We start from the raw sequence: 12,476 nt of genomic DNA, 5'->3' as shown, positions 1-12,476 counted from the left end.
GGGCAGAACTGCGCTCGCCCGCAGTATTGGCATCGCCTTGTCTCCGCCTCGACTGCACAGGGACACCCGCGGCCGACAGCGGCGCGCGGGTGCTGTTCATAGCGCAAAGGTAGCTGAAACAGCCTTAAGTTTTTGTTTGGGCAAAGCTCAATTCTTCAGCTTCAAGCATCCGTATCATCACGGAGGTCGGCTGGCCTTGAGCAATCAGGTACATGGGCATGTCGAAAGCTGCACATTTTAGCCGCCTTTGGAGCGGCTTTTCAGATTGCGCGCGCAAGAACGATGGTGCCGGACAGGATGAGGACCCCGCCTGCCGCATAGCTCAATCTTCGGCCGAACGGCAGCAGCTTCTCGCCGGCGACATAGAGCGCGATGCCGATGATCCAGGCCAGGTTCATCACGCCGCCGACGAACAGCAATACCATCAGAAACCAGCAGCAGCCGACGCAGTAGCTGCCGTGGCGAAATCCCATTCGCAATGCGCCGCGCGTGCCGGGCCGCCAATGTCGGCTGAGAAACAACAGCGGGCTCTCGCAGTAGCGCAGGCACGCCTGTTTGAGAGGCGTGAACTGATAAACCCCTGCTGCAATCAGAACGCCGCCGCCCAGAATCGCGCTGGTGCTTGCCATCGCCATCGACAGCAATCCGAAGCGTTCGAACGCTCCTTGCACCAGGACCGCGGCGAGACTGAACCCCGCCCACGTCACGAGATAGCCGGCGAGAAAGATCCAGGCATCGATTGCGGCGCGGGAGGCAGTCTCCTGCTTGCGCTTGACGGTCGCATACAAGAGAACGGTGGGCACCGCGCTCGGCGCCATCATCGCGACCATCATCACCCACCACATCACGAACAGCAGCACGCCATAGAATGGCGTCCACGGCATCGGCGCCATGTCCGGCATGTCGGTCATCATCTCGGTGTCCATGCCGGCGCCCGCGGCGAGATAGGCCCAGGCGAGCGCCACCACTGCGGCAGTCCCGATCGCGACGATCAGCCGGTCGCGGTGGAGCAGGTGTTCCAGTATCGAGCGCCCCTGCATCGACTTGTCCATAGCGATGAGGAGCTGACACCGAGGTTTTGTGTCGGTGTCAGCGCTGCATCATGCCGCTACGCCATCGGGCGTCTGCACGACATTGGCGAGCGAGCTATGCGTACCCTGGGTCTCGAACGGGATCGCGCCGGTCGAGCGGATGTTGGCGGATGCGACCTCGGCCGACCGATGTTCGAACCCCTCGGGCATGACCACCTGGATGCGGTGCGGATCACCGGTCACCGGATTCTTGATCGGCTCGACATCGGTCTCGAGCACGCCCCTGGCGACGAGTTTTGCGACGCGTCCTTCTTTGTCGAAGGAAAACTCGAACGGCGCAAACACCGGATCGTGGATCTTGGTCACGATCATGCTGACGATCTGGAAAAGCGTGCCTTCGGCCGAATGCTTGCCGGAAAAGATATCGAACAACGCCTGACGCTGCTCCGCCGTGGCGCGCTCGTCGATGATGGGCTGGATTGTCCCGTTGCCCTCGTGCAGCGGCCCAGGGAAATCGACCGTGATCGCAAAGCAGAGACCATCGAGCCTGGTCCCTTCGAAATGTCCTTTGGCGATCCGCATGGCGACCAATCCCTTGCAATAGCCTTGGGTCGGCCGTGCGTTGAAATCGCAGGGGCAGCCAAACGCGCAGGTGCAGTTCTTCATCCATTCGCCTTCGAGACGCCAGTCCGATGCAGCCATGGCACATCTCCCAATGTGAGCGGGGACGCGGCAGCCGTTGACGATTTGTTCAGCGTTCTTGTCGAGGCAAAGCGAAAGGGCGCGAGCGGGATCGAGGTCCGATCAGAAGGCCGGCATCGCAGAAACAGTATGGTGGCGAGCTGCCGTTTACCGTCCAAGGATCATATCAGCGGCCGCCGGCCACGTATAGCGAACGAGGGTAGTGCCTCAGGAGCAGCCACACCTCGGGGATGTCCGACGTCAGGGGAATGGTGCCCAGGGAGGGAATCATACGCAACCACCGACACGACGAACCGCTGTTTGTCCTTAGTATGGTGGCGTGAGCGCTTGGCACGGTAGCGGAGGCCCACTGAAGGCGGTTGCAGAAGATTCAAGGACGCCGCGCATAATGGCGCTCACCGGGGAGTATCTTTTCGCTTGCCGGGAATGTCTATTCAAGGGCGAGGTCAAGGTCTTCGTCGCGCATGGTGACGCCTCGCGGTCGCCTTGGCTGCGCAAAAAACGCAAAAAAAGCGGCTATGGATCAAATACTGCACTGGCGCCGGGTTTCGTTCCTTACCCAACGCGGCAGCGTGGATTTAGGTCAGGGTCCTTGCCGCGCAATACACTTAGCCCCCTTGAAACGAAATCCGATCTTTCTAATTCATCCCTCGCCACGGTGACGTGGCGCCGGATGCCATACGGGTCCGGCCAACGCCAACGGGAACTCCCCGGGGGTACTTGTATCCATGTTGCTCAAAGGAGGATGTGGCTATGAGAGCCTATGATCTAAACGACCTCTGGCGCTCGACCGTCGGGTTCGACCGCCTTTTCGACCTGGTCAACGGCGCGATGAACGACAGCGATAGCTATCCGCTGTATGACATCAAGCGCATCGGCGAGGACAGTTACGAAATCTCGCTGGCACTGGCCGGCTTCGCTCCTGATGAGATCACCGTCACCGCCGAGCGGAACATGCTCACGGTGGAAGGCCGCAAGGCCGACAAGGTTGATCACGACTATCTTTATCAGGGCATCTCGCTGCGGCCGTTCCGCCGCGTGTTCAACCTGGCCGAATTCGTCCAGGTGAAGGATGCGCATTTCGAGAACGGCATGCTCAGGATCGTCCTGGTGCGGGAGCTGCCGGAAGCGATGAAACCGCGTCGCATCGCGATCGACGTTGCCGGCAACGACAACCGGAATATCGAGAAGAGCGCGGCCTGACGACTGGCTCGTCAAGCTGCGGCAGCGCAGGCCGTCGGCCGATGCCGCGCGCGGCTTGGCGTGCCTTGGGAATGGAACAGTCGAGAAAAAATGAAAGGAGTATGACATGGCACTTCGCGATCTCATGCCGTGGAACAACGGCTCTCGTGAGTTGGGCTCCTACCGCGGTGAGGGCAACCCTTTCCTGTCACTGCACCGCGAAATGAACCGGCTCTTCGATGACGCATTTCGGTCCTTCGATGTCGCCCCGTTCGGATCGGCTCACGCAATGGGCTGGCCGAATGTCGAGGTGAGCGAGACCGACAAGGAAGTCAAGGTGACGGCCGAGCTTCCCGGTCTCGAGCAGAAGGACGTCGCGGTCGAACTCGCCAACGGCATGCTGACCATCAGCGGCGAGAAGAAGAGCGAGACCGAAGACAAGGAGCGTCGCTTCAGCGAACGCTATTACGGGCGTTTCGAGCGGCGCATCCCTGTCGACGAAATCGAGACTGACAAGGTTGACGCGTCGTTCCACAACGGCGTTCTGACGGTCAAGCTTCCGAAGTCGCCGACAGCAAAGGAAAAAGTGAAGAAGATTGCGATCAAGAGCAACTAAGGCTGGTTGGGCGGGAGCAGCCCGCTGCTCCCGCCCGCCGCCTTTTACCCGATGGAGGCTCCGATGAACGTGCTTCATTCAGCCTTTTTGAACTCAACCTCGCTGTCGCATGACGCGGCCCGGCCCGTCACCCGATCGATTTTTCCCCGCGACGCGCACGCGCTGATCTACCGACCGGCTCGTTCGCCGATGACCTCGGCCCCTTTGCGCCGGCGGGAGTGGAAGCTGCGATTCGAGCGCCGCTCGCCGCTGCGGATCGAACCCCTGATGGGCTGGACCGAGGATGACGATCCCCTGGCGCAGGTCGAACTCTCGTTTCCGTCGGCGAAATCGGCGATCGCCTACGCCAACCGGCAGGGCCTGTCTTATACCATGCTGGGATCACCCGGGCGGGATCCAGAACTTCGGGCGATCCCACACGATCCTGCCAAGCGCCCCATCGACACAGCGGCGCATCGCGATGCAACAGCCACGCCGACTCGATCGCAAGAGGCGGCGTGAATGTTTGGCCGGAGTGATTTGAGATGACCAGCAAAACCCGCTTCAACATCGGCTACACGATCGCCGCCCTGCTCGGCATTCTGCTGATCCAGTACTTCGTCGCCACGGCAAGCCAGGTGGCGCCGATTCCCTACAGCCAGTTCAAGCAACTGCTGCGCGAGAGCAAGATCGAAAGCGTCGGCGTCTCCGACCGCTTCCTGCAAGGCACGCTGAAGGAGCCGCTGCCGGGCGGTCAGAAGCAATTCGTCACCACGCGGGTCGACCCGGAATTCGCCGGCGAGCTCGAAAAGTACGGCGTCCGATTCACCGGCCAGATCGAGAGCACGTTCCTGCGCGATTTGCTGTCCTGGGTGATGCCGGTGCTCCTGTTCTTCGGGCTGTGGTGGTACATCGGCAAGCGCGTTGCCGAGGGCCAGGGGCTTGGCGGCGGGTTGATGGCGATCGGCAAGAGCAAGGCCAAGATCTATGTCGAGTCGGATACGGGCGTGACCTTCGCCGACGTCGCCGGCGTCGATGAGGCGAAGGACGAACTGTGCGAAATCGTCGACTTCCTCAGGAATCCAAAGGAATATGGCCGGCTTGGCGGACGCATGCCGAAGGGCGTTCTGCTGGTGGGACCGCCGGGAACCGGCAAGACGCTGCTGGCCAAGGCCGTCGCCGGCCAAGCCAAGGTTCCGTTCTTCTCGATCTCCGGATCGGAATTCGTCGAGATGTTCGTGGGCGTCGGCGCGGCAAGGGTGCGCGACCTGTTCCAGCAGGCACGCGAAAAAGCCCCCGCCATCATCTTCATCGACGAACTCGACGCGCTCGGCCGGGCACGCGGCATCGGCCCGTTCGCCGGCGGACACGACGAGAAGGAGCAGACACTCAATCAGCTGCTGGTCGAACTCGATGGCTTCGACTCGCGTTCCGGCCTCGTCATTCTCGCGGCCACGAACCGGCCGGAAATCCTGGATCCCGCGCTGTTGCGCGCCGGCCGCTTCGACCGTCAGGTGCTGGTCGACCGACCCGACAAGAAGGGGCGCATCGAAATCCTCAAGGTGCACATGAAGAAGGTGCAGCTGGCCCCGGACGTCGATGCCGAAGCGGTCGCATCTCTGACGCCCGGGTTTACCGGAGCCGACCTTGCCAACCTCGTCAACGAAGCGGCGCTGCTGGCGACCCGACGCGGCGCCGAGGCGGTCGCAATGACCGATTTCAGCAACGCGGTGGAACGCATCGTCGCGGGACTGGAAAAGCGCAACCGCCTGCTCAATGCCAGGGAGCGTGAGATCGTGGCCCATCACGAGATGGGGCATGCGCTGGTGGCGCTGTCACTGCCGGGCGTCGATCCCGTGCACAAGGTGTCGATCATTCCGCGCGGCGTCGGCGCGCTCGGCTACACCATCCAGCGCCCGATCGAGGACCGTTTCCTGATGACCAAAGAGGAGCTGGAGAACAAGATGGCGGTGCTGCTTGGCGGCCGCGCGGCCGAATTGATCGTATTCGGCCATCTCTCGACCGGTGCCGCAGACGACCTCCGCCGCGTCACTGACATCGCGCGCAGCATGGTAACGCGCTACGGCATGTCGGAAAAGCTCGGCAGCGTCGCCTATGATCACGAGCCCGGCAGCTTGCTGGCCAGCGCCGACCGGGCCTATCCCGTGCGCGAGCGCGACTATGCGGAAGAGACCGCGGCAGCCGTCGATCACGAGGTACGCGCGATCGTCGAGCGCGTGTTCCAGCGTACCCAGGGCATCCTGAACGCGCGGCGTGCGATCCTCGATCGGGCCGCGAAGAAGCTACTCGAGAAGGAGACGCTTGAGCAGAACGATCTCGACGCGCTGATCCGCGAAACGCCGAAGGAGACCTTGCGAGCAGTGTGAGCCTAGTCCGCGTCGGCGACGCAAATGGCAGTCGCCGGGCCGGAGAGGCTGGGGTTCGTCGTTGCAGATGGCTGCCCGATACGACCAAGCTCGTAGCTTCCCCTCGCCCAGCTACTCCTCCATTAGCCTTGCGCGCGTGGAGGCAAAGGGCGATTGCGTTCTCGCTGATAAATATCTTCGCGTCTGTCCTGATCTCGGACAAGCCAATAGACGCCACCGAGTGCCAGAATCGATACAGCAAGCGCAAAGAGGTGCGTCGCATCAGTGCTCGCGAGATCGATAATAATCATCTTTCGGACGATGGCCAAAAGAGCAATGAGAATGACGGTGCGGACTTGCACAACACCTTCGCGTCGTTCCGCCACGACCAATAGCGATCGCTTGAATTCCAGGGCAATGATGACCGTGAGGATCGTTCCGAATATCGCCTGGAAAATCGAATAGTCGGTCGGATCGAACGAACTCGTCAACAGGATGCTGATCAGAATCTTCAGCGTCAAATTCCACACCGCAAACACGACGACAATAGCGATCAGCCCCGTCAGCACGAGGATCACGAGGTGCTCGAATCTCTGATAGAATGTCATCAATGTCCATTCCGCACGCGCGGCAGCGAACACCTCTCTCAGCGACATTAGGCGCCTCCTCTCCCCTTCATGCTCCAAGACGACGAGTGACGACTCGGCGCCGGCCCCTCAACTTGAGCATCTCCCTTGGCATCTTCCTATCGACGGGAAGCCAGGGTCCTTGGCCATCTTCGAAACCCGTGCGCTTGCTTCACTTGCGCGGTCGCTTTGCGTCCGAGATCAGCCAGAATCGGTGTCCGGTCGTCGATCTCCGCGATCGGCTCTTGCTTAAACCTTGAAGCGAGACTGCGGGTACTCGCCGAGCGGGGATCGGCACGTGGCTTGCGCTGCCGGGCAAGAGCGGGCTGACTCCACCCTTCAGCGAACGATCACGCCGGTCCAGGCCGGAGGATCGCTCGCCGGAAGGGATTCGATGCTCGCCTCTTCGACCGAATCGAGCGTCGGGATCTCTTTCTGTTCCGTCCGCCGATCGTCCCCTCGCCTGGTCTCGTCATCCTCGCGAGCGGGTTGGTCGGTGCGTTCGAGATCGGCTCGTCTCCGAGATCCCAACTGAACGTCCATAGGTCGTTCCCTTCCAAGCTCTGGGCACGCTGTCGCTCAAGCGGCCGCCTTGCCCCGCTCCGACGTCGCACGTCGCTCCAGCACAACCGCCTGCCGAATGCCGTCCCACCGTGCCAGGACCATGTCACCCTCGTGCACATCGTTGGCGAGCAGCGCACGGGCCAGCTCGGTTTCCAGTTCGGAGCGGATTAGCCGACGCAATTCGCGGGCGCCATACTCCGGTCGGAAGCCCGCGGCGGCAACGTGCTCGATCAGCGAGTCATCGATCTCAAGCGTGACGCCCTGCCCGTGCGCGGTCCGCTTCACGCGCTCAAGCTGCAGATCGACGATGCTGCGGATCTGTTCGCGATCGAGCGCATGGAAGACAATGATCTCGTCGATGCGGTTGAGGAACTCCGGCCGGAAATGCCCGCGCAAGATATCCATCAGCTCGCGCCGCAGCTTCGCCTGGTCGTCCGCGTCCCTCTCTCCCATGCGCAGCTGCCGCTGGATGATCTCGGCACCGAGATTGCTCGTCGCGATGATGATCGTATTGGTGAAGTCGACGACGCGGCCTTTGCCATCGGTCAGCCGGCCATCATCGAATACCTGCAAGAGAGCATTGTAGACATCCGGATGGGCCTTCTCGATTTCGTCGAGAAGCACCACGCTGTAGGGCCGCCGGCGCACGCGTTCGGTGAGCTGCCCGCCTTCCTCATAGCCCACATAGCCCGGCGGAGCGCCAATCAGCCGGGCGACGGTGTGCCGCTCCATGTATTCCGACATGTCGAGCCGCACGATGGCATCCTCGTCGCCATACACCGCCTCCGCCAGTGCCTTGGCGAGTTCGGTCTTGCCGACACCCGTCGGACCCAGGAACAGGAAGGTGGCGATCGGCCGGCGACCCTCGCGCAAGCCTGCGCGGGCGAGCCGCACGGCGTCGCTCACGGCTTTGACCGCCTCATCCTGTCCGATCACACGCTGGTGCAGCCGCTCCTCGAGCTTGACCAGCCGCTCGCGTTCCTCGGTTGTCAGCTCGCTGACGGGAATGCCGGTGAGCTTGGAGACCACCTGCGCGATATGCTCGCTGCGCACCTCGGCGGTTCCGGAGCCCCGGCTGCGGCGCCAACGCTCGTTCGCCTGCTGCAATTCATTGCTCTTGGCCTCGTGCTGTCTCTGAATCTCGGCGGCGCGGTCGAACTGCTTGCGCGAGGTGGCGTAGTCCTGCTCACGCTTGAGCTGCCGCGTTTCCGCCTCCAGTTCCTGTACGTCGACCGGCCGCGCGGTCGCGGAGATCTTCACCCGTGCGGCGGACTGGTCGATCAGATCGATCGCCTTGTCGGGCAAGAAACGGCCGGTGACGTAGCGATCCGAGAGTTCCGCGGCCGCGATGATCGCTTCGTCCGTGATAGTCACCTTGTGATGCGCCTCCAGCGTGTCGCGCAGGCCGCGCAGGATCATGATGGTCTGCGCAACACTTGGTTCCGGGACAAAGATGGGCTGGAACCGGCGTTCCAGTGCGGCATCCTTCTCAACATGCTTCTGATATTCGTTCAACGTGGTGGCGCCAATGAGATTGAGCTCGCCCCGCGCAAGCGCCGGCTTGAACACATTGGCGACATCGAGCCCGCCTTCGCCGCCACCCTGGCCGGCCCCGACTATGGTGTGAATCTCGTCGATGAACAGGATCTGCTGGTCCTGGCGCTCCGTCACCTCCTTGAGCACCTGCTGAACGCGTTCCTCGAATTCGCCGCGGTATTTCGAGCCCGCCACCAGGGAATTGATGCTCAGTTCCACAAGACGCTTGTCTCGCAGCGTCTCCGGCACTTCTCCCGCAACGATGCGCTGTGCCAGCCCCTCGACGATTGCCGTTTTCCCGACGCCGGGCTCGCCGATCAGCACGGGGTTGTTCTTCTTGCGCCGCGCGAGCACCTCGATTGTGGTCTCGATCTCGTGGGCGCGCCCAATCACGGGGTCGAGCTTTCCTTCGCGCGCGAGCTTCGTCAGATCGCGGGAGTATTTGTCGAGGGTCGGCGTATTGGTGGGCGTTTCGACCTGACCTGTCTCGGCTCCACGCCCGACTACCTTGACGATTTGCTGCCTGATCGCCTGCGGCGTGAGCCCGTAGCGGCGCAGCACTTCGCCGGCAATGCCTTCCTCCTCCTCGGCGAGGCCGATCAGGAAGTGCTCGGGGCCGACATAGGAATGGCCGAGATCGTGGGAGGCGTTGAAAGCGTGACCGAGAACGCTCTTCAGGCGCGGCGTGACACCGATTTCGGCGCTTTCGTCTGGCTTGGTGTCGCCGCGCGGCGCGTCCTGTTCGACCTGTCGGCGCAGTTCGTCGACGGAGATATTGAATTGGCCGAGCACCGTGCGGACGACGTCGCTCTCGCTGAGTGCCAAAAGCAGATGTTCAGTGTCAACCTCCCGCCGTCCGAAGTCGACGGCGCGGCGCGCCGCCACCTGCAACAGCTCCTTGGCGTGTTCGCTCAGGCGCTCCTCTGCATCGCCGGTCCGACGCCCGCGGCTCGATCCGATCGGGATGGACTGGCCGGTCGGCCCCGCTCGATCGCCGAACGGGGTCCCGCCAAAGAAGTCATCGCCGAAGAAGTCGTCGAGCAGGCTCCCGCGTCCCCCGAACAACGACTCCAAGCGAGAGCTCGGACGCTGCTGCCGCGCCAAGCGGCGATAGTCGATCTCGCACAGGTCGAGTGTCTGGCTTTGCCCGTCGCCGGTCGTTACCCGGGCGCGCACACTTGCCGGACGGACACCGCAGATATCACACAGCTTAGCCATGGGTGCGCTCCTTTGAATGGTGCGGGTCTTTTCGGAACGAGGACAGCACAGGCAGGCGCAAAATGCACCGCCAAGCTACCTTTGCGGGTCCTGGTCGGTTGACCCCGTTTCTCGTGCTCATAGTTCAAAGAAAAAAGGCGCTCGTTTGGGCCTTAGCCTCAGTTCCGATAGCAGGATTGAATGATCCGCTGGTCCCGCTGCGCGGAGGACCTTCGCCGTTGCCGAATGTTGAAGCCAGACTTTTGCACGCAACACGCAGCACAGGCAGAGGTTCCAAGCAGGCTGAGATTTCGTTAAGCTGCTGTCTCGCATCCCGTCGCCGCAATTAAATTCACGCCAGCGGCTCCGGCCGCTAGCCTTCTGCCGTACTGCTTGCTGAAGTGGCCGATAATTCGCCTGTCGAAAATTCTAAGACGGCCTCAACGAGGTGATCCGCGAGGGTCAGAGGATGGGTGAATTTCGGACCGACGCCCCCGCCGCGAGCTCCTGTCGATCATCGTCGCCAATCACGACAGGCGTTCCTCCAATGGTATCGGCGCAGCCACGAGCTCAGAGCGGCACCAGCTCGTCAGGGCCATGCGCGGGATCATCCCAACCGGGTCTGACCGGGAAATAGATTAGTCGCGTTTGCGGAGCGCCGAGCACTCTTCCAATTCGCTCTGGCCATTGGGAGGACAGCTCCGCCACGCAAGCCTCTCTCACGGAGCCCGCAGGCGTACCGTCAAGCGCACAAAATCGCGCAAAGTCGTAATTTGGCGTAGAAAATCGCAGATTTGGTGCCCAGGGGCGGAATCGAACCACCGACACTGCGATTTTCAGTCGCATGCTCTACCAACTGAGCTACCTGGGCGTGCTCCAAGAGAGGGGCCAAAGCCCATCGAGCGGGCGGTTTATAGTGGGCCGGAAGCGGCCTGTCCACCCGGCTTCGCCAAGTGGCTTCGCCGGGCGCGGCCCGGCTGTGCACAAGCTGCCGCGGCTGGCGCGCGGCAGGGCGAACGATCTGCTAAATTATTGATATCACGTCTTATTCTACGTCATCCACGTCATCGTCGCGGCCGGGGATGACGTAGGAGCCTTTCAGCCAGCGGTTCAGGTCGACGTCGCGGCAGCGCGAGGAACAGAACGGACGGGTGGCCTCGGACTGCGGCTTGCCGCAGATCGGGCAGGTTTTTAGCGGGCTGGCGGGCTTTTTAACGTGGTTGTCCATGATGTCGGCGGCTTGCACGGGGTGAAGGGGTTCAAGAGCCTGTCGGCAAACGGGTTCCTCGTACCGGCGGCGCGTGCACCCCGTCAGGCCATTCTACTGTGCATGGGGTTGTTTTCGCGATTTTGTTGAGCCGCGGCTTGTCGGCTCACACCGCGGTGGCGTTGAGCCAGCCGAAGCGGATCGGAAAGCCCTCGCCGCCGAGCAGCGTGGTGGTCTCGTAGAGCGGCAGGCCGACGACGTTAGTGTAGGACCCCACCATCTTCACCACGAAGGAGCCGGCGATGCCCTGCACGGCGTAGCCGCCGGCTTTGCCGCGCCATTCGCCGGAGCCGATATAGGCCTGGATGTCGTCTTCCGAGAGGCGCTTGAAGCGGACGCGGGTTTCGACCAGCCGCTGGCGGAACGCCTCGCGCGGCGTCACCAGGGTGATCGCGGTGTAGACGCGGTGGTTGCGGCCCGACAGCAGGCGCAGGCACTGCGCCGCCTCGTCCACGAGATTCGCCTTGGGCAGGATGCGGCGGCCGACAGCGACCACGGTGTCGGCGGAGAGGATGAAGGCGCCGCGCAGCTCGTCATCCAGCTGCACCGATTTGAGCGCTGCGTCCGCCTTGGCCCTTGCGAGCCGATTGGCGCAGGCGCGCGGCAGCTCGCCCCGCTTCGGCGTCTCGTCGACGTCGGCCGGCCGGAGCGCGTCCGGCTCGATGCCGGCCTGGTTGAGCAGCGACAGGCGCCGCGGCGAACCGGAGGCAAGTACGAATTTGGGGCGGCCAAGCATCAGGTGATTTGGGGGATGAGCAGGGGGTGAATTGCGCGCGGAACCTATCGGAAGGGGGCTGATTTCACAACCCGGGAACCCGAGCTTTGGTGATTCGAGGGGATGCCGAGATGCGTGTGCCCTCAGTCTGTGACGCCGGTGTTACGCCTTCTCCGCCTCTCTCCCCACGAGGGGCGAGGGTAAGAGGCGTCCGCGGCACGAGATCAACCTGACGCCGCGCCCACCTTCGCAAAACGCCGGCGGATGCGCATCAACAGCTGGTCGCAGACGTCGCGATAGGCTGCCAGCTTCTGGTCGCGGCTGCCCTCGATGGTGGTTGGATCCTGCGTCGGCCAATATTCGACGTCGGCCGCCAGCGTCCGCGTCAGCTCCAGTGCCTTGTGGTGCGCCTCGGGCGAGAGCGTGATGATGAGGTCGAAATTCAGCCCCTCCCAATCCTCCAGCTCCTCGAAGGTCTGCGGCTTGTGGGCGGAGATGTCCTGGCCGAGTTCGGCCATCACGGACACCGCGAACGGATCGAGCTCGCCGCGCCTCGCGCCGGCCGATTTCACGTAGAGGCCTTGCGGAAACATGTGCTGCAACAGGCTCTCGGCCATCGGCGAGCGCACGCTGTTCATCGCGCAGGCGAACAGCACCGATTGCGGATCGCGTGCGCGTGGCGGACCCGCCATCGC

The 12,476-nt window shown here is 62.7% G+C and carries 11 protein-coding genes and 1 tRNA gene; 4 read left to right on the top strand and 8 right to left on the bottom strand.

Annotated features, from left to right (window positions below; all coding sequences use genetic code 11):
* Positions 1-260: 260 nt before the first annotated feature.
* Both GA0061098_RS07675 and GA0061098_RS07670 read right to left on the bottom strand, forming a co-directional pair.
* Positions 261-1,040, bottom strand: a complete 780-nt coding sequence (locus tag GA0061098_RS07675) for a DUF2182 domain-containing protein (protein ID WP_245323187.1) — start codon at positions 1,038-1,040, stop codon at positions 261-263.
* 60 nt (positions 1,041-1,100) lie between these two features.
* Positions 1,101-1,733 (bottom strand): DUF1326 domain-containing protein, encoded by a 633-nt coding sequence (locus GA0061098_RS07670; protein WP_091955729.1) that lies wholly within the window; start codon positions 1,731-1,733, stop codon positions 1,101-1,103.
* A gap of 753 nt (positions 1,734-2,486) precedes the next feature.
* Here GA0061098_RS07670 and GA0061098_RS07665 point away from each other — a divergent pair.
* The 4 genes from GA0061098_RS07665 to ftsH all read left to right on the top strand — a co-directional run bounded on the left by GA0061098_RS07665 (position 2,487) and on the right by ftsH (position 5,897).
* Positions 2,487-2,936: an Hsp20 family protein gene (locus GA0061098_RS07665; protein ID WP_091955727.1), complete on the top strand. Its 450-nt coding sequence runs from the start codon at positions 2,487-2,489 to the stop codon at positions 2,934-2,936.
* 106 nt (positions 2,937-3,042) lie between these two features.
* Positions 3,043-3,531 carry an Hsp20/alpha crystallin family protein gene (locus tag GA0061098_RS07660; RefSeq protein WP_091955725.1) on the top strand — a complete coding sequence of 163 codons (489 nt, stop codon included), beginning with the start codon at positions 3,043-3,045 and terminating at the stop codon, positions 3,529-3,531.
* Between the two features lie 63 nt (positions 3,532-3,594).
* A complete protein-coding gene (locus GA0061098_RS07655; RefSeq protein ID WP_091956019.1) occupies positions 3,595-4,032 on the top strand; it encodes an NADH dehydrogenase ubiquinone Fe-S protein 4 in 438 nt (145 codons plus the stop codon).
* A gap of 23 nt (positions 4,033-4,055) precedes the next feature.
* Positions 4,056-5,897 carry an ATP-dependent zinc metalloprotease FtsH gene (ftsH, locus tag GA0061098_RS07650; RefSeq protein WP_091955723.1) on the top strand — a complete coding sequence of 614 codons (1,842 nt, stop codon included), beginning with the start codon at positions 4,056-4,058 and terminating at the stop codon, positions 5,895-5,897.
* A gap of 122 nt (positions 5,898-6,019) precedes the next feature.
* Here the strand turns inward: ftsH and GA0061098_RS07645 are convergent, their stop codons facing one another.
* From GA0061098_RS07645 to GA0061098_RS07615, 6 genes are all read right to left on the bottom strand, one after another.
* Positions 6,020-6,532: a phosphate-starvation-inducible PsiE family protein gene (locus tag GA0061098_RS07645; protein WP_091955721.1), complete on the bottom strand. Its 513-nt coding sequence runs from the start codon at positions 6,530-6,532 to the stop codon at positions 6,020-6,022.
* 549 nt (positions 6,533-7,081) lie between these two features.
* Positions 7,082-9,820, bottom strand: a complete 2,739-nt coding sequence (locus GA0061098_RS07635; RefSeq protein WP_091955716.1) for an ATP-dependent Clp protease ATP-binding subunit — start codon at positions 9,818-9,820, stop codon at positions 7,082-7,084.
* Positions 9,821-10,594: 774 nt separating this feature from the next.
* Positions 10,595-10,670 (bottom strand) — tRNA-Phe (locus tag GA0061098_RS07630).
* 174 nt (positions 10,671-10,844) lie between these two features.
* Positions 10,845-11,027 carry a DNA gyrase inhibitor YacG gene (yacG, locus tag GA0061098_RS07625; RefSeq protein WP_091956018.1) on the bottom strand — a complete coding sequence of 61 codons (183 nt, stop codon included), beginning with the start codon at positions 11,025-11,027 and terminating at the stop codon, positions 10,845-10,847.
* Between the two features lie 145 nt (positions 11,028-11,172).
* Positions 11,173-11,802, bottom strand: coding sequence for a Maf-like protein (locus GA0061098_RS07620; RefSeq protein ID WP_007597557.1), 630 nt, complete (start codon positions 11,800-11,802; stop codon positions 11,173-11,175).
* Between the two features lie 203 nt (positions 11,803-12,005).
* Positions 12,006-12,473 carry an arsenate-mycothiol transferase ArsC gene (locus tag GA0061098_RS07615; RefSeq protein ID WP_018321267.1) on the bottom strand — a complete coding sequence of 156 codons (468 nt, stop codon included), beginning with the start codon at positions 12,471-12,473 and terminating at the stop codon, positions 12,006-12,008.
* Between the last annotated feature and the right edge of the window lie 3 nt (positions 12,474-12,476).

It is taken from the genome of Bradyrhizobium shewense, assembly GCF_900094605.1.
In the GTDB taxonomy this organism is placed as follows: domain Bacteria; phylum Pseudomonadota; class Alphaproteobacteria; order Rhizobiales; family Xanthobacteraceae; genus Bradyrhizobium; species Bradyrhizobium shewense.
The sequence above is the reverse complement of the archived record's forward strand: the minus strand, read 5'-3'. Positions and strand labels throughout refer to the sequence as shown.